The sequence below is a fragment of the Nocardioides sp. Z38_18 genome (genome assembly GCF_058215695.1).
Genome location: NZ_JBZAJE010000001.1, coordinates 802,108 through 825,228 on the forward strand (window position 1 = coordinate 802,108; position 23,121 = coordinate 825,228).

Below are 23,121 nucleotides of genomic sequence, written 5' to 3' on the forward strand. Positions count from 1 at the left end.
ACACCGGCTTGAGGTCGCCCCCGATGGCGACCACGACACATGAGCGCTTTAGGTGGAAAACGTTGTGTCGGGGGTTCTTCTTACATTGAATCCATGACGTACTCACTCGAGCAGAAGACCCAGGCCGCCGCCTGGAAGAGCACCACGCGCACCCTTCCGGGAGCTGCCCGGACGCCCGCCCCGTACGTCGGCAAGGACGGCCTGCCCGGCCGTGCGGAGTACGACTTCTGCCTCCCTGCTGAGCACGCCCCGCTTTCGCTCCTGCCCGAGGTGCGGCAAGGGGCGCTCGATCTCTTCCGCGAGCTCGGTATCCCGTGGCACGCCGGCGTCGGAGACGGGCCTGGCAACCACCTGCTTTCGTCCCAGGTGCAGTGCGTCAACGCACTGACCGCGATGGTCAAGGATCCGGACAGGATCCGACGGGCCTTCGGTGAGGTGCTGCAGATCGGTCGCGTGCTCGAGATCGAGCCCGGGCGGCACCTCACCTTCGAGTACATCGGGCCGACGGACTTCTTCGGCGAGGCTCCAGGTGTGACTCGGACGCGTGGCGCGAAGTGCACGAGCGTGGACGCGGCATTCCTCCACGAGTCACTCGACGGAGTGGTCGAGCTGGTGCTGGTGGAGTGGAAGTACACCGAGACCTACTCTCCTCGGCCCCGCGATGCTCGTCAGGACGCGACCAGGGCTCGGCGTTACGCCTCGTTTGTCGAGGATCCTGCCGGTCCGGTGCGTCACGACGTGCTCCCGTTCGAGCTGCTGCTGGACGAACCGTTCTACCAGCTCGTGCGCCAGCAGCTGCTGGCCCACGAGCTCGAGAAGGCCGGTGCCGAAGGTGCGGGCCGGGTCCGGATCATCCACGTGCTGCCGCCTGCGAACGTGGAGTACCAGCAGTCCTTGCCGCGTGCAGAACACCGCGAGCTCGGCGACACGGTCGATGCCGTTTGGTCCCGATTGCTCCGAGCGGGTGACCGGTTCACCCACCTCGATCCCGAGGCGTTCCTCGCCCCTGAGGTCACCTCGCGGGAGTACTGCCTCCGCTACGCCGACGACGTCATCCACGACGAGCAGGCTCTGATCGCGGCTCTTGGCCTCGAACCGGGGTCCTCCATTGACCTGTCTTCCGAGATCGAGAACTCGCTGTACAGCGAGGCGGACATCGATGGCGCCGTGACTGCGCACTCGCACCGCGTTGAGCTCATCGTGGGACGCGAGGGCACGGGTCTCGACTATCCCTTCCGGCTCACGGAGCTGCGCCAGCTCGCCTGTGAGCTTGACGAGGAGTAGGGGCTCCGAAGCCCAGGATCGTCACCCCACGTTGTGTCGGGGGCTCTTCGTACGGTCTGTCATGTCTCCCCGGCAGTTCTTAACGGACGCCGGTAGGGCCGAACACCATCACCAGCAGAACGCGGCCGAGGCCGCAGAACGGGGGAAGACATGAAGTTCTCCGCACAGCTCGACGTCAACGTCGTGGCGCACGAGACGACCGACGAGGTCGTCGTACTTCTCGACCTGGAGGCGCCTGCGCTGCCTGCCGAGGAGGACCGCGCGCCGGCCACCTTCCAAGTGGTGCTGGACCGCAGCGGGTCGATGCAGAACCTCTTGCCTTCCGCGATCAAGGCGCTGGAGGCTCTGGTCTCGCGGCTCGACGCCCGCGACAACTTCGGCGTCGTCGTGTTCGACGACACCGCCGAGGTCGCGGTGCCCGCCGGGCCCGTCCTGGACAAGGACGTCATCGTCGCCCAGCTGCGGCACGTGCGGCCGGGTGGAATGACGGACCTGGGCGCAGGGCTGCTCCGCGGTCTGCAGGAGGTGCGCCGGGTGGTTTCGACAGGCTCAACCACCCCGGACCGCTCGGGGGCGACGTTGCTGATCGTCTCGGACGGGCACACCAATGAGGGGGTCCGCGACACCGATGCGTTGGCGGGGATCGCGGCGCAGGGGCGGGCGCACGGGGTGGTGACCTCGACGCTCGGACTTGGGCTCGGGTACGACGAGACGCTGCTCGCCGCACTAGCCCGTTCCGGAGCCGGGAACCACGTGTTCGCCGAAGGAGCTGACCAGGCTGGTGCCGCCATCGCAGCCGAGGCCACCGGCCTGCTGTCCAAGACCGTGCAGGCGGCGACGCTGACGGTCAAGTTTGGAGAGTCGGTGGAGATGCTGCGGGTCTACAACGACCTGCCCGGGCACCAGCTCGCCCCTGGCGTGGTCATGCTGGAGATCGGCGACCTCTACGCAGGTGAGCAGCGAAAGCTGCTGCTCAAGCTGAAGGTGCCCGCCATGGCCGGGCTCGGGCTGGCCCAAGTGGCCGAGTTGGAGCTGCGCTACGTCGAGCTTCCTCGGCTGGTCGAGCAGGTGGTCACGTTGCCGATCACGGTCAACGTCGTCCCTGGTGAGCAGGCGGCGGGTCGCGTCCCCGATCCCAAGGTTCGCACCGAGGTCCTGTTCCAGGAGGCGCAGGACGACAAGAAGGCTGCCTCCGAGGCGCTCGAGCGAGGGGACCGCAAGACGGCCACCGAGCGGCTCGACTCGGCCAGGGCCAAGCTGACCGAGGCTGGGGCAGACGCGCCCGAGGAGGTCATGGCCGACCTGCAGGCAGAGCTCGACGACGTTGGCACGTTCGTAGCAGACCTGGACACGCACGACGCGGCGTACATGTCGAAGGTGACCCGCGACTCCTTCTACCAGTCGCGCTACAAGCGGGGGCGCCGTCGTCCCCAGGACGGCGGGGACGCGTGAGACTGACCACGGCGCAGAGCGACCGAGCAGCGGGCGTGCTGCTGGGGCAGGCGTGTGGCGATGCGATCGGGGTGCCTTACGAGTTCGCTCGGCCTCCCGACTCGGGCGAGCTCGCCGAGATGACGGGTGGTGGCCTCGGCGACTTCGAGCCGGGGGAGTGGAGCGACGACACGTCCATGGCGGTCGCGGTCGCGGACGGCATCTTGCGTGACCTGGACGCGGTGGCCGACGGGTTCCTGCGCTGGTACGACGACGGGCCGGCCGACATCGGCATCCAGACCAGTGCCGTCCTCGCCTCGACCCGGCGAGCGCTCCAGCGGGGAGAGTCGGGTTCGGCCAGGGTGATGACCGAGGAGGCTGCCGTCTACGCATCGCAGCACCGCTTGTCGGGGGGAAACGGTGCGCTGATGCGCACCTCGCCGGTCGCCCTGGCGCACCTCAATGACCGAAACGCCTGCGCCGAGCTGGCGCGGCGCCAGGCACAACTGACGCACGGCGACCCGCTCGCGGGCGACTCGTGCGTCCTGTGGTCCGAGGCGATCCGGCTGGCGGTCCTCGAGGGACGCATCGACGTCCACCAGGGCCTGAACCTGGTCCCCGCGGGTCGCCGCGAACAGTGGCGAACGTGGCTGGACGAAGCGCTCGAGGGGCCTGCGTCTCGGTTCAACCCCAATGGGTTCACGGTCTCGGCGCTGCAGGCGGCACTCGCAGCGATCTCGTCGACGCCCGTGCCTGCGGAGGAACCGTCGCGCGGCTCCTTCGACTGTCACCATCTGCAGCACGCGTTGCACGCCGCGGTGCGGATCGGCGACGACACCGACACCGTGGCCGCGATCGCAGGCGGGCTGCTGGGAGCACGCTGGGGAGCGAGCGCTGTCCCGTGGCGCTGGCGTCGGGCAGTTCATGGCTGGCCCGGACGCGACGGTCGTGACCTGGTCTCCGCCGCCTATCTGCTCACCCACGCCGGCGTGCCGGACCCGAAGGGCTGGCCCCTGGTGGACGACGTGCACTACGACGAGCGCGCCAGCTCCAGCGTGGTGGCCCACCCGGAAGACCCCGGCGTACTTCTCGGCACCCACCGCACGACCCGGCACGACGCCACCGCGGTGGTATCGATGTGCAGGGTCGGCCGCCGTCAGTCGTGCTTCGGGGATGCTCGGGTGATCGTCGAGTCGCGGCTGATGGACAGCGAAGACCCGGAGGCGAACCCCAATCTCGCGTTCGCGCTCTACGACGCGGCCGATGCCGTTCGCGGGCTGAGGGCCGAGGGGCACACCGTGCTGCTGCACTGCGTAGCTGCCCACCAGCGCACTCCGAGTGTCGCGGTGGCTTATTCGCGGCTGCTGGGTGTCGATGCTCACCAGGCGCGCCGCGACGTGAAACGAGCTCTGGCGACTACACGGGGCAAGGGTGTTGTCTGGGACGCGGCCGGTGCCGACTTCGGAGTGGAGTGAAGCGTGACCAGTAGCGGAGATAGTGGACCGGATGTGTCGGCACCCCTGCCCCGGGACCTCGAGCCAGCCTTCCAGCGGGTGGGTCCTGCTCCCGCTCTGCGGCGCTTGGTAAGCACAGTCTCGAACCACGCATCACTGACTGCGGAACATGACACGCCAACCTACGTCGGTGTGCGGCCAGCGACCAATGGCGCCATAGCGGGCTACGTCAACAAGTCCTTTGTCGACCTTCGCCTCTCGCCGGAGAGAGCAAAGCAGGTTGCGCTCTCGACCGGCTGGAAATTGCACGCCAACAATAGCTACACCGGAACGCTGCGGGTGACTGCTCAGGTTCTCGAGCAGCCGGAAGTCATGGAGCAGACCGTGGCTTTGTTCCGAGAGGCGCTCGAGAAAAGCGAGGTCGGCCCCCGCTTCGAGGGCGGGGCTCAGGCAGCGAAGGCCTACGCTGCGCAGCGGGAGTTGTGCCCTGAGCACTACACCGAGAAACTCGGCGGAATATGCGATCGATGCGAGTAGGAATGCGCTGTGCTCTGCGGCACTGACGCAAGTAGAAGTGCGAGGAGCCCCGATCTTGCTCGACCTGGGCGGCAATTAGGCAATAAGCCAGCGGTTGCGCGTGTTCCCGGTGCAATCTGGTGTCGGTGAGCCGACCAGGGACGCCGAGACCAGACCAAGCGGCACCGGCCGCTGACGGCCACCCGATCTCGGAAAGGTCGCGATTCGCGTGACAAAGAATGACTTCGACATCAGGTACGACCGCCGCTTGTCGCCGGGGTTCCTCGCCCATTTCCAACCCGAGGGCTTTGCCGCCGGACTAGCGGCCTACGTCAAGGCGGGTCTCTTCCCCCTCGATCTGCGTCCTAGACGCGATGTGAAGTCGGGCGCCCAGCACATGACGCTCTACACAGGGCTTACTGCCGTCCTGCACGTGAAGTCTGCTCCCAACGGTCAGATCCGGCTCGATGCACACCAGGCCCACCGTAAGGCGGGCCAGTTCAACGACGCCTGGTCGACGCCGCACTCGGTCGACGAGTGGTTCGATCTGTGGCCCGAGGTGGATCTCTACCTGGAGCGAGTGATCCCCACCGCCACCGAGTCGCACGGTCGGACGGAGGGAGCCGTGCAAGCGGCTGTCGGTTCCTTTCGAACCCGGTCAAGATTGGTGCTTGACCGCGAAGTCACACCCAGCTTCGGTGACAAGGACACGAAGAAGAAGATCCTCGATGCGTGCAGCATCCCCATCCTGGAAGCTCTGACGGCTGCCGACTTCAACTTCACTGGCCAACCCAAGTCGTTGGGTTCGGAGTGCGATGCCCTGGCTCTGGACGAGCAGGGTCGCGTGCTGGCTGTCGAGGTCAAGCCACTCAAGGGTGGTTCCATCACGTGGGTCCCGGCGCAAGCCTTGATGTACGCGCGGGTGCTTCAGCGATGGATCGACGAGGACTCGGTTCAGGCGAGAGAGGTCCTCACCGAGATGGCTGCTCAACGACGTGCGCTGGGTCTGGCCCCCGCATGGGCGTTCGACCTCCCGGCTCGGCCAACTGTGGTTCCCGTAGTGGCAGTGCAGCGCGGCGCCTCACCTGAGTCGATCCGTCGAATGATCGAGGTCAGGGATGCGCTCAAGCTTTCGAGCCTGGGGGCACCGGAGATCGAGATCTTTGAGGTGTCACTACTGGGCGAGCTGATCCCCCTCGACGAGTCGCGTCTTCCTTCTGGCAGACCTCGAGCAGTGACGACGTCGTACGCCGTCCAGAACAACAACCGCGGTGTCGCCTGGAAGCATCGCTCCTCAACGCTGCCAGAGGCAGCAAGGGCGGATGAGGGTGCGCCTTATCTGCTCCCCAAGAAGTACGCCACGCACAACCTCCTCCCCGAGGTCCGTGAAGAAGCGTTGGCACTCTTCGAGGAGCTCGGTATTCCCTGGCACCAGGGGGCCGGCCGGAACCCGTCGCCCCACCTGCGGTCGTCGCAGGTGCAGTGTGTCAACGCGCTGGGTCAGATGGTCCGTGACCCGGCTCGCATCAAACGAGCCTTCGGCGGTGTCCTGGACATCGGAGAGGTGCGGGACTTCGGTGAGATTGACGACGCGGAGGCAGGTCGGTTCCTGACCTTCGAGTTCCTAGGCCCCAAGGACTACCTGAACGAGGCCAGGCACGGGAAGCGCACGCGGGGTGCGCAATCGACCAGCGTGGACGCCGCCTTTGCCTACCGCACCGGTGCAGGAGTCAACGAGCTGGCCCTGGTGGAGTGGAAGTTCACCGAGGTGTATCCCTCGGCCGGGCGAGATGCGGAACGCAAGCTCAAGGAGCGGAGTCGACGCTACGGCGACCTGGTTCGCGCTCCGGATGCTCCGATCGCTGCGAGCGGAGTCGAGCTGGCTGATCTGTTCCACGAGCCTCTTTACCAACTGGTCCGTCAACAGTTGCTCGCGTGGCAGCTGGAGATTGACCCCGAACTTGACGCCGACGCAGCTCGCGTCGTCCATGTGCTCTCGCCGGACAACTTGGCCTACCAGCGGTCGTACGTCGCACCTGCCCTGCGTTCCCGCGGTGACGATGTCGACTCTGTGTGGTCCTCGCTTCTCGTCCGCCCCGACCGGTTCCACAAGCTCGACCCGGTCGTGTTCCTCGATCCCGCCGTCACCTCGGGGGAGTACGTCGACCGCTACGGCCCCTCCGCGACATGACCATCACCGAGGCCTATGACTCTCGCGGATGGCCACCTGAGGGCACTTTCTCTCGGATCTACCTCGAGCACATGGAACGGTGCGCAACGTTCCTGGGTCGACAGCTAGGGCCGATCAAGGCGACTCACGCCGCTCTGAGACTTCATGAGACCGATGCTGCGCTGGTGGTGAAGGGGCTGGAGGCAGGCTTGATCGCGTTCGACGGCAACTACCTGCGGACCCACGACCCGCACCAGCACACGGCGTGGCTCGTGGAGGGTGATCCCGCCCACCTCTGCTGGGAGTACCTCCCCCATATGGCGGCTTACGTCGAGCTCGTTCAGGATCTCGGGTACCCCGTGGAGGCGATTCGGTTCGAGACGCCGGACTCCGAGATGAACCTGGACCTCGCGGTCGTTGATGCCGCAGGTTCCATCGTCGTGCTCGGGGAGGCGAAGACGGAGTCCCACCAGATCGAGGGACTGGAAGATCTGCTGCCCGGCTTCGAGACGGACCCCGGCAAACCTCTCTCCGTGGCTCGGGGCGGTCCCCAAGGAGCCCGTCGGGAAGCCTGGAAGCTGGCGCACCAGCTGTGGGCCTCGCGTGCTTCCTGGCTGTGGCTCGTGGCCTCGGGGACGCGCCTCACCTTCCGGGTCGACTACGAGCTTGGGCTGCGCTTGTCCCGTGTCGAGTCGCTCCCACCAGCCGTCGAACTGAGGGCCGACCTCGCCACCAACTGGCCCAGGATCCGGGCGTGAGCCGATCCCTGCCAACGGCGAAGTGTCGGGGGTCCTTCGTACTGTGACTTACAGAACGGGGGTCGAGATGAGCACAAGGTTCGACAACGAGGTCCAGGCCTCATGGGGTCAGTTCGAGGCGCGGGTGCGTCAGGCGCTGGCCGTGATCGGGGACGGCAGCTTCTCGATCGACCTGGAGGGTGAGACCGAGGAGACGGGGGCGTTTCCCTACGTCCAGTTCGCGGGGTACGGCGACCGGATCCGCGCGGAGGTCTCGAGCAACGAGGTGCTCGACCAGCAGTACCGGATGGACGTCGACCAGGAGAACGCGCTGACCGCGCTCGGCTGGCGGCAGCCGGCCGACGTCGAGTCGCCGAACTGGTGGTACGACCTCGCCCGCAACGAGGTCGACGTGGTGCTCACGATGGTGACCGCCGCCTTCCGGCAGGTCTTCGGCGTACTGCACCCGGACTTCCTGGTCAGCGACCGGCTGGGGCCCGACGCTGACGACAGTGATGCGCCCGCCGACGACTCAGTGGTCGACGGGCAGTCGGCCGAGGACGACCCCAGGCCGGTGATGGGTGTTCCGGACAACCCCAGTGACCTCGCCGAGATGGTCCACGAGGCGCTGACCCGGGTCTACGGGAAGACCATGGTCAAGGACGACGACGGCGACTTCCCGATCACCGGCGGCACGGTGCCGATCTGGGTGCGCGTCCACGACGAGAAGCCCATCATCAGGATCTTCAGCTTCGTGGTGCGCTCGGTGCGCGACGTCCGCCAGGCACGGATCGAGATCGGCATCCTCAACCAGCGCCAGGACTTCTTGAAGTTCGTGCTCGCCGATGGCGTCATCACGGCGTCCTACGACCTGCCGGCTGCGCCCTTTTTCGGACCACAGCTGCTGTGGACTCTCGACGAGGTGATCGAGCAGCTCGACGACCTGGCCGACGACGCCGCAACAAGAGTCGGCGGGAAGCTCTGGTTCGATCGAACCTCCCGCAGCTCCACCGACCGAGAGGAGTCCTCGTGACCGCGCGCGTACCTGCACTCGATCCGACCTTTGCCAACGAGGCTGAGCGGCTGGTCTGGGCGACCCTGCGCGACCAGCTCCCCGGCGACGCGATCCTGGTCTCCGGGCTGCGGATCGTCGACGAGACGCTCGACCACGAGGCGGACATCATCGTGCTCCTCCCCGGGGTCGGAGTCGTGGTGGTCGAGGTCAAGGGCGGCTCGGTCTGGTTCGGCGCCCGGGACCGTGACGTGGTGACGGACGAGCCGATCTGGTGGCAGCAGGGCAGCGGGCAGCGGCGGATCGATCCGGTCCACCAGGCGATGCGGGTCAAGTACGCCGTGCGCGACTACGTCGAGGCGGATCCCCGATGGAATCGGCAACGGGTGGTGTGGGCGCACGCGGTGGTCACGCCGTACTCCGCCTTTCCCGACGACTTCGCTGCCCCGGACTGCCCCCGGTGGTCGCTGCACGATCGAGACGACCTCGCGACCCTCGGACAGCGGGTCGAGGACAACGCTCGTCGCGCAGGGCAGGGCAAGCGCGCGCCGACCCATGACGACGTGGAGCTGATCAGCGAGATCCTCAAGGGGCGTGGGTTCACGGGGTACGACCGGAACGCCGAGGCAGCTGAACGGCAAAGCCACGCCGACCGGCTGACCTCCGAGCAGGCGATGCTGCTCCAGGTCACCCGACTCCTCCCGCGGGTCGAGGTGCGCGGTGGTGCCGGGTCGGGCAAAACCGTGCTGGCCCTGGCGCAGGCGCGAGAGCTCACCCGGGGGCGCCCCGAGCGACCGGCGCAGCGGATCGCCCTGCTCTGCTACTCGATCGGGCTCGCGGAGTACCTCAAGCGCGCGGTGGAGCAGTGGCCTCGCAACCACCGGCCCGCGTTCGTCGGCACCTACGAGGAGCTCGGCACGCTTTGGGGAGCACCCAGCGGCACCCGCGAGGACAGCGACTTCTGGGAGCATGAGCTCCCCGCCCAGATGGCCGAGCTCGCTGCCGAGCTGCCGCCCGGGCACCGCTTCGACTCTTTCATCGTAGACGAGGCCCAGGACTTCGCGGACAACTGGTGGACCCCGCTGCTGCGAGCGATGAAGGACGAGGAGACCGGCGGGCTCTACGTCTACTCCGACGAGAACCAGCGCATCTTCGCTCGCTTCGGACAGCCACCGGTGCCGCTCGTCCCGCTCGTGCTCGACCACAACCTGCGCAACACCCGGCAGATCCACTCCACGTTCGGCCCGCTCGCCCCGACCCGGATGACCTCGCGCGGAGGCGAGGGCGCCGAGGTGCACTTCATCCCTGCGTCGGCCGACAAGGCGATCGACGTCGCCGACGAAGCAGTGGGCCTGCTGCTCGACATCGGCTGGTTCCCCGGCAACGTCGCCCTGTTGACCACGGGTCACCGACACTACGTCCAGGTGGAGGAGACCGACCGCCTGGGTCACCGCGGCTACTGGCGCAGCTACTGGGACGAGGACGAGGTCTTCTACGGCCACGTGCTCGGCTGCAAGGGCCTCGAACGTCCCGCGGTGGTGCTCTGCCTCAACGAGGGCACCCGCGAGGAACGCGCCAAGGAGAAGCTGTACGTCGGCATGTCGCGGGCCACTGACCACCTGATCGTCGTTGGGGAGGCGGAGATGATCCGGGAGTACGCCGGCGATGTGGTCGCGGGGCGGTTGGGGATCCCTCTGTGAGCCGCGAGCGGATCGTCCGCTGGGCGTGTGACTGGTGTGGCGAGCAGGGGACCACTAGGACTGACATGACGGTGGACGGGATTCAGTGTCCGGTGTGTGGGGAGCCGGTCACGGGTCGCTGACCCAATCGTCTGGCCCCTGGCACCCGGCTCGGACTCTTGCGATCGCATTCTGCCGAAAACTAGGTCAATGACAGCTGTCTCGTGTTGCGGGCAGCGGGACGGGTCTCGGCGGGGAACCACTCTTCTGCCTTCACGGTTCCCACGGCAAACCAAGGCGAGCTGGCATTTCTACGCGACACCACGACACCCTGTGGCGTGATTCGGATTCGTCCTCCGTCTGGGCGCCCTCGGAGCAGTCGCTCGTTGACCTCGGCGGCGGCCGTTTCCCCTATGTGCTGACTCAAGTAGAGCCCACTGGCGCGGTCGAGGACGTCTGGGACACGAAGCAGCAACGAGTATGCAGGTCCAGGCTCCTCGCCTGTCCAGATGGACCCGGCTGGCGCCGTCGTCCCGGACTCAATCCTCGGGGCATGTGGATGCGCCGCTGGGCCGACCTCGGCCAGTTGTTCCAGGTGTTGAGCCAGGAGAGTGTGGTGACTCAGCACCTGCCGCAACTCATCAAGTTCGATACGCGACCAGTCTCGAACACCAAACTGGTTCATGAACGAATGCACTTCATTGAGCAGGTCGCGCGCGGCCGCAGTCCGCCCCTGCAACGCTTCAGCCCGCGCCAGTTCCAAGACTCGTTCTGAAGAGACAGCGATGTACGCCAGGTGTTTCTGGGTGCAGGCGGTCTTGGATTCGCCAACGCCGCCCGTAACGGTGGCGCGGGATGACTGCCGGGGCTTTTCATGGGGCACTCGTGTCGACTTGACCCTCACGCGGTCGCCGAACACGGTTCGAAGTCTCTCTGCCGCGTCCGAAGGGTCGATGGGCAAGGCGTCGACGGTCTCTGCGGGACTCACGATCAGGGTGTCAACTGAGGGGTCGCTGACCCCCGTGCTGTCAGGCGCCGACCGGCGACGTGGCTCGGCTGCCTTGGATGAATCCGCCGCTGGGTGCCCGGTACTTGCCTGCGCGTCGACATTCCCAAAAATGGCATTGACCTTGTCGCGCCGCAGGGCGACTTCGTCAACACGTTCTCCTGCCAGCACGGCTTCCACATCATCGAACACGTCGTCGGAGACGAGACCGATCAGCTCTTCCTCATGTGCGACGAGGCGGACGACCTCGACAAGTTCGGCCGGGACGCCTAAACGTTCAAGTTGACCGTCAGTGAGGCCCGTCAGCAGGGCTGAGATACTCGAGATCTCCTCGGCGGCTGGTGCTGGCGAGTCTGCGGCGTCGCCTGGCTCCAGGGTTTCGCTGGGGTTCGGGTCGACCCCGACGAGGCGAACGACAGCGCTCGACTGCACCATTTGAGGTGTCATGCCGGACCGAGAAAGCAGCCGGCGGATCGAATCGACCGCAGTCTTGTCCAGCCTTGATTGGCCGCCGAGGGGCGGTTGACGAAGGAATTCCGTGAAGGTGGGCACGCCTTTAACGTTGTAGGAATCCAAGCCGTAAACCTGAACTCTTGCGCGGTCGTCCAACTTGACCCTGCTGTTGCGGCCGTGCAGAACCACCACGGGTGCTACCCAGGGGACTTCCACACGCTCGCCCTGTTCGTCGCGAAGCTCCAGCAGAAGAGACTTGAGTCGACGCGCTTTGCTCTGGGTCGACAAGATGGGGCTGTGCCGTGGGCTAGCAGGACCTTTGCCAGCTCTGCATTTCCAGTCGTAGCCGACTCCGGTTATCTCCCCATGCCAGCCCTTTAGCTCCACCACGAAGATTCCCGCACTGTTGACCATCAGCAAATCGATCTCCGTCGGAAGATCTCGGGCGTCCAGGATCGAGAGGTTGGTCCAAGCTATACAGAGCGGGTCGTCAGCGACTAGCTCGCGAATCTTCTCAAGTGCTTCTCGCTCCGCGTCGTGGGCCGCGCATCCAACCTGACGCCATCGGTGTGGAGAGAGGGTCATGACAGCTTCCGTTCCTGGCCGTCTTCCTCACGCATCAGCATCAGCAGCTCCCTGGTTTCTGCTATGTCGTTGAGGAGGCGCAAGACCTGGGGATCGGGGGACGGTGGGCGGGCAGGAAGGCGAGGCTTCCGGGCCGGTCCGGCTCGCGACGGGGTACGGGTATCCGCCATGAGCGCGGAGGGCTGCGCCAGACGCTGCTCGTCCACCTCAGCAGCTGGCGTCTGAATCCACCCGCAGCCGTTACCGGCCCAGAGCGCGTCGAGGTCGTTCTCACCCCACTCACGCATCAACATGACCCGAGTAGCAGCGCCTTCCACTTCTGTCATGAAGTCAACCCGGGCGCCAGCCTCGGGATCCTCCACGGTGTCTGTCACGTAAAGGATCACGAAGCGAGCAATGCCATCGTCTTGCTTGAGGCGGATGACTCGGCCCAACCGTTGAATCATCTGGCGGCGGGAGCTGCTTGCACCCATGACGATCCCCAGGTTCACATCGGGAACGTCGACACCCTCGTCAAGGATCTTTGGCGCAGCAAGGGCCTGCAACGCTCCGTCCGCCAGGTCGGAGATGAGTTGTTGGCGACGTGGAGCGCCCATGCCGTTGCTGTAGATCGCTTCAGCGGTGACGTCCTCTGACTTCAAGATGTCGGCCGCTGCTTTGGCAGTGTCCACGCTCTGAGTGAAGATGACGGAGCCGTCGCTCTCGCGCACGAACTCTGCGAGTTCCCGCAGAGCCCGCTGCTTGGCGGGGGTATCCGCCAGCAGGCTGCGGCGCTCCCTGGTTCCGTGCTCGTAGGCGATCACTGCCCGTGTCACGTTGCCGCCGACGCTACGAAGCGAGCCTAGTTGTTGGTGCAACGTCGCAGGCGAGGCGCCGGCGCCGATGAGCACCTTTCGCGCCTGGCTGATGCGCCGGCTCAGACTCTCGTACTCTGCGCGCTCTTCTTCTTCAAGCGAGACGCCGAGAAAGATCAGGTCGAACGGTGCGACGACCTGTTCGCGTGTAGCGCGGTCATAGCCGTAGGAGTGGACAACGCTGGAGAAATACGGCAGCAAGTAGTTACTGACGCCCTCGTCGCTGCTTCGCTCGAGCGTGGCCGTGAGACCGAGGCGCCGTGTGTACCCGGCGCGTAGTGCGGCGGACCAGCCTTGCCCGCCGTATCGGTGCACCTCGTCAGCGACCAAGAGCTCCATGCCGGGTGCTGCTGATAGGTCGGCCCGCGCTGCGCTGTGCACAACCGCGATGACGACGTCAGCTACGTCGGGGTCGCCCCGCCTGCTCCCTCCCACTTTGGCAATCACCGCAGTCGGCACGAACTGCTCGAGCTTCAACTCCCACTGCCGTTGGAGCAGGAGGCTCGGCACCAGGATGGTGGCGCGCCGACCCCGTCGAATGGTCTGCGCAACTGCCTCGAGGCCGAGGTGAGTCTTGCCTGTCCCCGTCACGGCCTCGCACACGCCGATGCAGCCGGAGTGGAACCAGGCTGACAGCGCCTCGCGCTGCCATGGTCGGAGTCCTCCGATAGTCCACGTCGTAGGTACCGGTACGGGAGATGTCGCGATTGAGGCCGTGCTCGGCCGTGTATGCGCACCAGTGCCACGGCGCCCACCAGCGGCATCCTCTGCCCGGGACGATGATTGCTGGCGGGACACCTCTTGAAGGTTGGGGCCGTCCGTGGCGGTGGAGGTCGACTGGGGGTCGTCCTCCATGTGTATGCCGTGCTCTCGAAGCAGGGCGATGGCGGCCGCAAGTTCTGGGCTGGCCTTGGCGACTTCCGAGGGGCTGTGTCGACCTGATCGGAGCACCGCCACCTGTCCTTGGCGATCATCCAGGCGTTTGCGCTGAGCCCGCTTCGATGCGACACGCGACGTGATGTCGGCACGCCCCGGGGCTTGCCCGACGAGACGCCATCGAGGAACGTAGCCGCCATCCTGGAGGAACTTGGCGTTGCCGTACAACAGCGGATTGACATCGCGCTTGGTGACGCTGGCCCCGCTAGAGCGAAGTTGCCACGCGATCTCCCGGGCAGTCAGGTTGGGGTTTTCGCTAAGGACGGCCTGCAAGAGCCGCTCCAGACTGTTCATGGGACCCCGTGACGACGCTGACGTTTCGGACAATAGGGCTATTTTGCCCATCTCCTTGAACGGGTGTCCGTGCTTTGCCAAGTTCTCTCCACGCCTGCTTCGTCGCATGGCGTGCTGCGGGGCATTCAAGTTGCGTGCCGTTTGTCCGGGATCCGAATCCGCTCAGGTTGTGCCAGGGGCACCTGCACCTGGGAGCTGATCCAGAAATGCTGAACCAGCCGATAACTGTCGGGTGTTCCTTCTACGATGCGGCGTCGGCAAGGTGCCGGGAAGCCGCGGTTGCGGTTATTGGATGGAGGACGAGTTGAAGCGAGTCGGTACCTGGGCGCTGGTGCTCGTCATTGCCATAGTTGGAGGGTCGCTGGTGTCGAACCTAGCCCCTATAAAGGATATCTACGACTCGCTGTTCAACCGCCAAACCGTTGTCGCGACGGGCGACGTTGTCCTGAAGCGACTTAAAGAGCAAAAGCGGCTAACCGCGGCGACGGGCTCCTTCGAAGTGCCTGTCGTGGTCTGTAACGGAACCCCGGAGGCGTACGACCTCAAGGGGGACCCGGACGAGGATGGTGGCACACCCGCCCAGCAACTCCTCAAAGCATGCGGAGGTTTCCTCGAGTCGAAGGCCACCCTTCTGGCGAACGCTGAGGTCGACGCCATCATCGAGCTTGGCAAGCTTCAGGATGATGACATCGACATCTCGGGGACGCGCGTGACTCTCAAGCTACCGGCCGTTGAGCTGGCCGAGCCGCGAGTGGACGCCGAGGATGGCCTTTCTGTGATCGGCAAAGAAGGGTCCGTGCCGTTCATCGGCGGCGAGCTGCCCGAGGACTACCAAGCGCGTGCGGCCGCAGCTGCGAAGGTGTCGATCACGCGAGCTGCTGGTCGATCCGACCTCATCGATATGGGGAAGCGGAGTGCGCGGAATCTGTTCGAGGGTCTCCTGGCCGCGCTCGGATTCACCGAAGTTGAAGTGGTCGTCAAAGACTCGCCCGTCGACAACCAATGATGGGTTTGGGCGGATCAGCTCCATGGTCCTTCAGGGCTCGCGTCCGCGTCTTACGGAGCGCCGGCCAGGGCGCCGGTTTGGTGACTTCGGCGCTACGGTGCCCGGCCCGGGTCGAGGGTGACGGTCAAGGTCGTGGTTTCCCAATGCACGTGAGAGGACCGAGGAGCGGCCATGCGTCTGCCCAGTGCACTACTTGTCGACGACGAGGCCTCGATCGAGCACTGCATAGATGCGTTGCAGTGCTACTTCGGTGTGGGCGAGCACGAACTCCATCGGTCTGCGAACGGAAAGTCGTGGCGGTTCACCGGTGCCATGTTCGACGCGTGGGACAGCACCTCACTTCGTACGGCGAACGCGAACCGGTTCACGGCCGACGACGTGGTGGCGGTGTCGTTCCTCTCGGTCGATGTTCCCGCCGAGGCGTCGATCAGGCTGCTGGGCACCGAGGCGGCTGAGTTTTCGGCGCTGCTCGAGGAGCTCGGCCCCGACCGGGACCTGGTTCTTGAGACCACGAAGTGGGAGGACGACTGGGTCGGATGGGTGCTTCACCAGAAACTGCTGGACCTGCCAGGCGTTGGGCCGACGACCGCGACCAAGCTGTTGGCTCGCAAGCGGCCGCGACTCCGTCCGATCTACGACACCAAGATCGTCGAGGTGACCGGGGTTGAGAATGTGTGGGAGGCCCTGCGCGCGGAGCTGCAAGCTCGTCCGGATCTTCACGATCGGCTCATTGGTCTGCGTGACTCTGCAGGCGTGAGTCCGGCCGTTTCAGCCATCCGGATCTTCGACGTACTGGCGTGGATGGAGGGGACCGGCAAGGGCTGCGCACGGGTGACAGGACACCGGCTGCCTCCTGCCTGACACTCCACTTTCGTCAGGCGATGCGAGCGGTCGGCCGCTTCCACAATTCGCGCAAAACGCCCACAAGGGCCGCTCGAGACCTGATACTCAGCGTATGAGCGACTCGTCTGTGCTGGTGAACCGCTGGCGCCGGTTCGGGCACGACCGCCTGTACGTCACCCGGGCTGACGAGGTGAAGGTCGGTTGGTGGGACCTGAAGTCCGGCGAGGGGTATCCCGAGAGTCCGGCGGACGAAGGCGCACTCCTCGAAGCCGTGACGGCGTGGCAGGCGAGTAACGCCGACCTGGTCGGGGCCGTTGTCCCGACGGTCAACGTGGCTGCTGCCTCGACTCCGGTCGCGCAGCCCGACCCGGTGACTCCAGCCCTCGATGTTCCGATCGCGCGCCCATGGCTCGACCTGTCTACCAACCTGCCCGGAGCCGAAGCGCGGGAACAGGCCATCGCGGCCCGCGGCGCCGCTCCGGTGAGGTCGTTGCTGGCGCGTGCACTCGGCGTGCACACCGACGAACGCGCTTGGCGGATCGGGGCGGACGGCGAGGAGAAGGTGGCCGCCCGGCTTGCGAAGCTCGCGAAGAAGGACCCGCGCTGGCGCATTCTGCACGCGATCCCGGTCGGCGCCCGGGGCGCCGACATCGACCATGTGGTCATCGGTCCCGCCGGCGTCTTCACCGTCAACGCGAAGCACCACCCTGGGGCGAAGATCTGGGTCGGCGGGGACACCTTCCTGGTCGACGGCCACAAGCAGCCCTACATCCGCAACAGCCGACACGAGGCGGCCCGTGCGGCGAAGCTGCTGACCGCCGCGTGCGGTTTCCCCGTGCACGTCGAGGGGATCGTCGTAACGGTCAATGCATCTGACGTGGTGGTGAAGAAGGCGCCGAACGGCGTACACGTCATACCGAGGATGCAGGTCGCCAACTGGCTCGGGCGACACGGCGAAATCCTCGCCGAGCCCGTGATCGACTCGATCTTCGAGTCTGCTCGCCGATCGACGACCTGGCGTCCCTGACCACCTCCCGTCGGCCGCGCCGCGCCGCGCCGTGACGTCACGCGTCCCCGGCCCAGGAACAGTCCGGGGACGCGCAGACGTAGCGGAACGGGTGGGTCGGCAAGCAGCACGGTGGACTGGGTGTCCGGAGGTGCCGCGGGGTCCATCTGCAGGACGAGCTCCTGGGCGCAGACGGGACACCGGGGGACCGAAGGGCCGGTCATCGGCCGGTCAGCTGTGGACCGACCGGCGCGCGCCGACACGCGTCCAGATGAGCAGCGCGATGACGGCCCCGATTACCGAGCCGATGATGCCGGCAGGCTGCAGGAGGCCGTCGGAGGCGTCCTTGCCGAAGAGCAGGTAGCCCAGGAAGCCGCCGATGAACGATCCGACGATGCCCAGGACGATGGTCATCGCGATGGACAGGTCCTGCTTGCCAGGGATGAGCAATCGGGCCAGGGCGCCGGCGATGAGTCCGACGACGAGGATGGTGAGGATGAGACCCAGCATGATGTGTGCCTTTCGGTGGAGGTTGGTCCCACCATCCTGTGACCCCTGAGGAGGGTCCGATACACCCCTGGGTAGGTTAATGTTGCGCCGTGGCCACGGCTAAGACCCAAACGAGCACGCGACCGATCACGGTCGCGCTCGTGGACGACTATGACGTGGTCGTCATGGGGGTCGCCAAGATCATCGACCGCTACCGCGACCGTGTGATCGTCGCCGAGCTGGACACCAACAAGCCGGTCGAGGACGTCGTCGACATCGCGCTCTACGACTGCTTCGCGCAACCGGAGTCCGACCACCACAACATCGCGGTCCTGCTGGAGAACCCGCACGCGCGACGCGTGGTCGTCTACACCTGGAACTTCCATCCACAGCTCGTCGAGAGCGCGCGCCGGCAAGGGGTGCACGGATACCTCTCCAAGGCGCTGCCGGCCCGTCAGTTCATCGCCGCCCTCGAAGCCGTGCACGCGGGCGAGGTGGTCTTCAGTGATCCACCCGGTCGATCTGGCGGCGTGAACGGGCTCGACTGGCCCGGCCGCAGCGAGGGCCTGAGCGAGCGCGAGGCCGAGATCCTCGCGCTGATCACCCAGGGTCTCGACAACGCCCAGGTCGCCGCCCAGACCTTCCTGACCCCCAACACGGTCAAGTCCTACATCCGCACGCTCTACCGCAAGATCGAGGTGTCCAGCCGCACCCAGGCCGTGCTGTGGGGCATCGACCACGGCTTCGCCCCCAACCACCACCGGATCGACCACTGGCGCGGCGGTCCCTGAGGCGCACCCGATCGCGACGTAGCCGTCCCCTGGACGGGCGTGCCACCATCTGGCGATGGCCGAGCTGCAGGACATCTGCGACGAGCAGTACGCCGCGGGCCGGGTGCCCGGGGCGGTCGCCGTGGTCGCACGCGGAGATGGCGTGGAGGTCGTCTGCGTCGGTGAGCGCAGCGTGGGTGGTCCGGCGATGACGCGCGACTCGCTGTTCCGGGTCGCCTCGATCACCAAGCCGATCGTCGCTGCCGCCACGGTGGTGCTGGTCGAACGCGGGGTGCTCGGCCTCGACGCCCCTGTCCGGGAGTGGCTGCCCGAGCTTGCGGCGCCGGTCGTGCTGCGGGAGCCGGGCGGGGCGCTGGACGACGTCATACCCGCTGACCGGACGATCACGGTGCGGCACCTGCTCACCCTGACCGGCGGCCACGGGTTCACTGCGGATGTCGGGTCGCCGGTGGCGCAGCAGCTCATCGAGCGCCTGGGCCAGGGACCGCTGCGGCCGGACGGGTGGCCGGCCGCGGACGAGTGGATGGCGCGGCTGGCCGAGATCCCGTTGGCGCACCAGCCGGGGGAGGGGTGGACCTACAACGTCGGGCTCGACGTCCTCGGCGTACTGCTCGCGCGGGCGTCGGGCACGAGCCTGGGTGCGGTCCTTCAGGAGACGATCCTGGGGCCGCTCGGGATGTCGGACACCAGGTTCTGGACCGAGGACGTGGACCGGATGACCTCCCTCTACCAACGCTCGGAGGACGGGTTCGCGCTGGTCGACCCGCCTGAGGGCCAGTGGGCGTCACCGCCGCCGTTCGAGTCCGGTGCCGGCGGGCTGGTGTCCTCGGTGGACGACTGGCTCGCGTTCGGGCGGATGCTGCTCGAGGGCGGTGGGCGGGTGCTGAGCCCCGAGTCGGTGCGGCTGATGATGACCAGCCACGTCGAGGCCGAGCCGGACAACCCGTTCCTCGACGGCCAGGGCTGGGGCTTCGGCGGCGGTGTCGACGTCAGCCGCAAGGACCCGTGGAACGTGCTCGGTCGCTACGGCTGGATCGGCGGCACCGGGACCGCCGGCTACGTGATCCCGTCCACCGGCACTGTGGTTGTCTGGCTCGGCCAGGTGGAGCTCACCGGGCCGGACGACATGACGGCGATGGCCGAGGTCCTCGCGTACGCCGCGACGACTGCACGGGCCTGAGGCGGACGATCACTTCGGTGGCTCGTCGGTGATCGCGGGCAGGTCCTGCGTGTCGGCGTCGGGCCCGACCGGCGGCACCGGGCCGGCGGGTGGATGGGCGCCGCTGCCCGGGCGGAGCGGGCGACGTCGTGGGGGAGCCAGGCGCAGCTGACGGCGTACCCGCTCGTCGAGGTGCAGTTCGTGCTGCAGCCGACGTACCGTCGCACGGGTGTTGGTGTAGAGCTCGACCACGTCGGGCGGTTGCTCTGCCGCGAGCGCGGCGTCGATGCGGGCCAGGGCGCGGACCATGCCGTCGTGGGCCTCCTGAAGGCGCGCGATGTCGGTGGCGCTCAGGCCGACCTCCACGTCCCCCTCGTGACGCACGAGCTCGCCGAAGGCGTCGGTCCCCGCCGCCACCTCGCGGAAGGTTGCGGCGAGATCGCCGAGGACCGTCGCTGCGGAGTCCTCCTCGAGCCAGTCGCGATCGGCCGCCTCGACCAGGGAGCGCATCAGGCCGCGGATCGCCACCGCTGAGTGCTCGAGCGCCTCCAGGCCCTGGCGCAGGCCGGGCTCGACGCGTGGCGTGCGCACCGCGCGCACGTTGAGCCGCCGCCCCTCCTCCGCCCGCAGCAGCGCGGCGCCGACGGTCGGGATCTCGTGCGTGATGCGCCGGGCGTGGTCCAGCCAGTCACGAGCTGCGCGGGGCAGAAGCCCACGCTCGTCGGGCGCCATGGCGTCGAGCTCCTCGGCTGCCCGCAGCAGGAGGTCGGTCACCGCATCTGCGAGCCCGTCGATGGCCTGACCGGCATCGGAGGTGGCGACCTTCGGAGGGAAGACCAGCGTGGCGATGATGCCCACGGCTGCGCCGACGAGGGTCTCGGTGAGCCGCTGCCACGCCGCTGCCTCCGCACCGGCCGCGCCCACGCCGAGGACGAGCATGGCGCTGATCGCCACCTCGACGAGGTTGTCGCGCAGGCGCAGGTACTGCCCGATGGTGATGGAGATCAGGATCAGCAGGCCGAGGCTCCACCACTCGAGGGGTACGACGGCAGCGAACCCGACTGCCAGCACGAGGCCGGACACGACGGCGATCACGCGGTCGAGCCCGCTGGCGAGCAGCGACATCGGTGTCACCTGCACCACCAGCATCGCGGTCAGCGGCGCGAGCAGCGGCTCGGTCCCCGGGAAGATCAGCAACGCCGCGACGTAGGCGCTGGTGGCCGCGATCGTGATCCGCAGGGACCACAGCACCGCCGCGGGGCCGTTGCGGCGTACGCGCGCAACCTCGCGGGACGCCAAGCCCTGCCACCACCGGCCCACGTGTCCATTGTGCAACCCCCCCTCCGAAGTGGCCGGCGCAGAACGCGCCCGGCACCTCCGCCGACCGGCTGCGACCCGGCTGCGGTGGTCACGCCGTAGCCGCAGCGACGCCGATCTCCCTAGACTCCCGGCACGCGTGCCTACGGCGGAGGAGAAGCCCTGATGGGACGACTCGACGAGCTGGACCTGACGGCCTCGCTGCCCAAGAAGGAGGCGAAGAAGCGGCTGCGCGAGGAGCAGACCAAGCTGCTGTCCCTGCGGCTGCGGATGGCCGGACTCACCGGCAGCGGCGAGCTGGGTCCGCCCGTGTGCATCGTGTTCGAGGGCTGGGACGCGTCCGGCAAGGGTGGCGCGATCAAGCGGCTCGTCAGGCGGCTCGACCCGCGCCACGTGCGGGTGCGCGCGTTCTCGGCCCCGACCCACGACGAGAAGCGGCACCACTGGCTGTGGCGGTTCTGGCCGGTGCTGCCCGGGTGGGGAGGCATGTCGGTCTTCGACCGCTCCTGGTACGGCCGGGTGCTGGTCGAGCGCGTCGAGGGGTACGCCGACGACGACGCGTGGCAGCGGGCGTACGCCGAGATCCGCGAGTTCGAATCGATGCTCGTCGCCGAGGGGATGATCCTCGTGAAGTTCTGGATGCACATCTCCGAGGAGGAGCAAGAGCGGCGGTTCAAGGCCCGCAAGGGCGACCCGCTGAAGTCGTGGAAGCTCACCGAGGAGGACCTGCGCAACCGCAAGAAGCGGGCTGCCTACGCCGACGCGGTGGAGGACATGCTCGACCGGACGAGCACGACCCAGGCGCCGTGGCACCTGATCGAGGGCGACTCCAAGCGCTACGCGCGGCTGCGCGTCGTCGAGACCGTCAACCAGGCCATCGAGGCCGCGATCGGTGGCGGCCGGGCGGGTGAGGGCGCGTAAGGGCTTCGACCCGAAGGGGCAGACCTTCCGACGATTCGTGATCGGACCTTGAGCCCAAGTGGCTACTGGCTCTTGAGGACGGCCCACGAGATCAGGCTGTCCAGGCGGCGTACGTCGGCGCCCTTGCCGAGCTTGATCTTGATGTGACCGGCTCGCGTCCAGAGCTCCATCTCGGAGTTGAAGTCGAGCCTCCCTGCGTTCTCCGAGGACCACATGTTGATCGAGCTGTAGGGGAGCGAGTAGATCTCGACCTTCTTCCCGGTGATGCCTTGCGCATCCCGCACGATCAGCCGCTTGGTGGTGAACACGGCGCTGTCACGGAAGGTCTTGAACGCGGCGACCGCCTCCTCACCCGGGACGAGGAGGGGCTTGACGTCCTCGGGGATCGGGATCTCGTTGACCAGGGTCCATGCGGCGATGGGTGCGGCTTCCATGTGTCGGAAACGAGGCATCCGGGCTGGCGTCACGCAGGTGGGAAGTTGATCGCTAATCCCGACAAAAGGAAGAATTACTTATATAAAGACCGCGTGAGGACAGGGAACTCCAGCCGGAACGCCTGGGGGCGGACCACGCCGTTCAGGGCGCTGGTAGCGATGGCCGCGGTGGCACTCGTCAGCTGCGCGGTCTTCGTCCTGGAGGTGCCCGCGCGGATCGCCGAGTTGGGGTCAGGGAACCTGGACCGACTGGTGGCCCCCACGACCACCGTTGCCTTCGGTGCTCCGGTGGAACTCGCCGGCCGGGCCGAGCGGCCGGCACTGTCGCTGGTCGCCACGGAGCCCGTATGGGTCCGCTCGGCCACACGTGGCGTGCGGCCGGCCCCGGGGACGAAGTTCGTCGGCCTCCCGTTCACGGTGCGCAACGTCGGGACCCAGCCGTTCGCCGACTCGATGGGCGTCGAGGTCAGGGCCACCGACGATCGAGGCGAGATCCATCGCCCGGCGGACGGGCTGGTGAAGCTGCGGGGACGAAAGCTGCTCGACATCTCGTCCCTGCAGCCGGGTGTCCGACGTCGCGGCGTCGTGGTGATGCAGCTTCCCCGCGCCACGAGCATCACCAGCGTTCGTTTCACCGTGGGCATGGGGATGGTCAGGACTGCCGAGTGGACCCGCGAGACCGCGAGTAGGTAGCCGAGAACTCTCAAGGCGACTCTGGTCTGATCGATTGTTTTTCGATAGATT

Annotated in this window: 20 protein-coding genes; 15 read left to right on the top strand and 5 right to left on the bottom strand. The window is 67.0% G+C overall.

What is annotated here, in order from left to right; genetic code table 11:
* Nucleotides 1-93 precede the first annotated feature (93 nt).
* From AC4BGC_RS03835 to AC4BGC_RS03870, 8 genes are all read left to right on the top strand, one after another.
* Nucleotides 94-1,284, top strand: coding sequence for a PGN_0703 family putative restriction endonuclease (locus tag AC4BGC_RS03835; protein WP_490554401.1), 1,191 nt, complete (start codon nucleotides 94-96; stop codon nucleotides 1,282-1,284).
* A gap of 150 nt (nucleotides 1,285-1,434) precedes the next feature.
* Nucleotides 1,435-2,736, top strand: a complete 1,302-nt coding sequence (locus AC4BGC_RS03840; RefSeq protein WP_490554402.1) for a vWA domain-containing protein — start codon at nucleotides 1,435-1,437, stop codon at nucleotides 2,734-2,736.
* Complete coding sequence (locus AC4BGC_RS03845; protein WP_490554404.1) at nucleotides 2,733-4,190, top strand: ADP-ribosylglycohydrolase family protein; 1,458 nt, start codon at nucleotides 2,733-2,735, stop codon at nucleotides 4,188-4,190. Before AC4BGC_RS03840 ends, AC4BGC_RS03845 begins: the two co-directional genes overlap by 4 nt.
* 171 nt (nucleotides 4,191-4,361) lie before the next feature.
* A complete protein-coding gene (locus tag AC4BGC_RS03850; protein ID WP_490554405.1) occupies nucleotides 4,362-4,706 on the top strand; it encodes a hypothetical protein in 345 nt (114 codons plus the stop codon).
* A gap of 208 nt (nucleotides 4,707-4,914) precedes the next feature.
* The gene (locus tag AC4BGC_RS03855) at nucleotides 4,915-6,876 is read left to right on the top strand and encodes a PGN_0703 family putative restriction endonuclease (RefSeq protein WP_490554407.1); all 1,962 of its coding nucleotides are present in this window, start codon (nucleotides 4,915-4,917) and stop codon (nucleotides 6,874-6,876) included.
* Nucleotides 6,873-7,613 (top strand): hypothetical protein, encoded by a 741-nt coding sequence (locus AC4BGC_RS03860; protein WP_490554408.1) that lies wholly within the window; start codon nucleotides 6,873-6,875, stop codon nucleotides 7,611-7,613. The genes AC4BGC_RS03855 and AC4BGC_RS03860 overlap by 4 nt, the downstream gene beginning before the upstream one ends.
* Nucleotides 7,614-7,680: 67 nt before the next feature.
* Nucleotides 7,681-8,625 carry a TY-Chap domain-containing protein gene (locus AC4BGC_RS03865; protein ID WP_490554409.1) on the top strand — a complete coding sequence of 315 codons (945 nt, stop codon included), beginning with the start codon at nucleotides 7,681-7,683 and terminating at the stop codon, nucleotides 8,623-8,625.
* A complete protein-coding gene (locus AC4BGC_RS03870; protein ID WP_490554410.1) occupies nucleotides 8,622-10,304 on the top strand; it encodes an NERD domain-containing protein in 1,683 nt (560 codons plus the stop codon). Before AC4BGC_RS03865 ends, AC4BGC_RS03870 begins: the two co-directional genes overlap by 4 nt.
* Nucleotides 10,305-10,485: 181 nt before the next feature.
* Here AC4BGC_RS03870 and AC4BGC_RS03875 read toward each other — a convergent pair whose 3' ends face one another.
* Together AC4BGC_RS03875 and AC4BGC_RS03880 are read right to left on the bottom strand one after the other, a co-directional pair.
* Nucleotides 10,486-12,327: a nuclease-related domain-containing protein gene (locus AC4BGC_RS03875; RefSeq protein WP_490554411.1), complete on the bottom strand. Its 1,842-nt coding sequence runs from the start codon at nucleotides 12,325-12,327 to the stop codon at nucleotides 10,486-10,488.
* A complete protein-coding gene (locus AC4BGC_RS03880) occupies nucleotides 12,324-14,411 on the bottom strand; it encodes a DEAD/DEAH box helicase family protein (protein WP_490554413.1) in 2,088 nt (695 codons plus the stop codon). Before AC4BGC_RS03880 ends, AC4BGC_RS03875 begins: the two co-directional genes overlap by 4 nt.
* Nucleotides 14,412-14,703: 292 nt before the next feature.
* Here AC4BGC_RS03880 and AC4BGC_RS03885 point away from each other — a divergent pair, with 292 nt between their 5' ends.
* The 3 genes from AC4BGC_RS03885 (at nucleotide 14,704) to AC4BGC_RS03895 (ending at nucleotide 17,287) form a co-directional block, all read left to right on the top strand.
* A complete protein-coding gene (locus AC4BGC_RS03885) occupies nucleotides 14,704-15,417 on the top strand; it encodes a DUF4230 domain-containing protein (RefSeq protein ID WP_490554415.1) in 714 nt (237 codons plus the stop codon).
* Between the two features lie 171 nt (nucleotides 15,418-15,588).
* Nucleotides 15,589-16,278, top strand: a complete 690-nt coding sequence (locus AC4BGC_RS03890) for a DUF6308 family protein (RefSeq protein WP_490554416.1) — start codon at nucleotides 15,589-15,591, stop codon at nucleotides 16,276-16,278.
* Nucleotides 16,279-16,393: 115 nt separating this feature from the next.
* The gene (locus tag AC4BGC_RS03895) at nucleotides 16,394-17,287 is read left to right on the top strand and encodes a nuclease-related domain-containing protein (protein WP_490554418.1); all 894 of its coding nucleotides are present in this window, start codon (nucleotides 16,394-16,396) and stop codon (nucleotides 17,285-17,287) included.
* A gap of 210 nt (nucleotides 17,288-17,497) precedes the next feature.
* Here the strand turns inward: AC4BGC_RS03895 and AC4BGC_RS03900 are convergent, their stop codons facing one another.
* Complete coding sequence (locus tag AC4BGC_RS03900; RefSeq protein WP_490554419.1) at nucleotides 17,498-17,776, bottom strand: GlsB/YeaQ/YmgE family stress response membrane protein; 279 nt, start codon at nucleotides 17,774-17,776, stop codon at nucleotides 17,498-17,500.
* A gap of 140 nt (nucleotides 17,777-17,916) precedes the next feature.
* Here AC4BGC_RS03900 and AC4BGC_RS03905 point away from each other — a divergent pair, with 140 nt between their 5' ends.
* A complete protein-coding gene (locus tag AC4BGC_RS03905) occupies nucleotides 17,917-18,546 on the top strand; it encodes a response regulator transcription factor (protein WP_490554420.1) in 630 nt (209 codons plus the stop codon).
* A 55-nt stretch (nucleotides 18,547-18,601) separates the two neighbouring features.
* On the top strand, nucleotides 18,602-19,726 hold the full coding sequence (locus AC4BGC_RS03910; protein WP_490554421.1) for a serine hydrolase domain-containing protein: 1,125 nt from the start codon (nucleotides 18,602-18,604) through the stop codon (nucleotides 19,724-19,726).
* A 9-nt stretch (nucleotides 19,727-19,735) separates the two neighbouring features.
* On the opposite strand, the gene AC4BGC_RS03915 is transcribed toward AC4BGC_RS03910, so the two are convergent.
* Nucleotides 19,736-21,025 (bottom strand): FUSC family protein, encoded by a 1,290-nt coding sequence (locus AC4BGC_RS03915; RefSeq protein ID WP_490554423.1) that lies wholly within the window; start codon nucleotides 21,023-21,025, stop codon nucleotides 19,736-19,738.
* A 162-nt stretch (nucleotides 21,026-21,187) separates the two neighbouring features.
* Here AC4BGC_RS03915 and AC4BGC_RS03920 point away from each other — a divergent pair, with 162 nt between their 5' ends.
* Entirely contained in the window at nucleotides 21,188-21,943 is a 756-nt protein-coding gene (locus AC4BGC_RS03920) for a polyphosphate kinase 2 family protein (protein WP_490554426.1), read from the top strand.
* Between the two features lie 62 nt (nucleotides 21,944-22,005).
* Here AC4BGC_RS03920 and AC4BGC_RS03925 read toward each other — a convergent pair whose 3' ends face one another.
* Complete coding sequence (locus AC4BGC_RS03925) at nucleotides 22,006-22,377, bottom strand: PH domain-containing protein (protein WP_490554428.1); 372 nt, start codon at nucleotides 22,375-22,377, stop codon at nucleotides 22,006-22,008.
* 93 nt (nucleotides 22,378-22,470) lie between these two features.
* Here AC4BGC_RS03925 and AC4BGC_RS03930 point away from each other — a divergent pair, with 93 nt between their 5' ends.
* Entirely contained in the window at nucleotides 22,471-23,070 is a 600-nt protein-coding gene (locus AC4BGC_RS03930) for a hypothetical protein (RefSeq protein ID WP_490554429.1), read from the top strand.
* Nucleotides 23,071-23,121 lie beyond the last annotated feature (51 nt).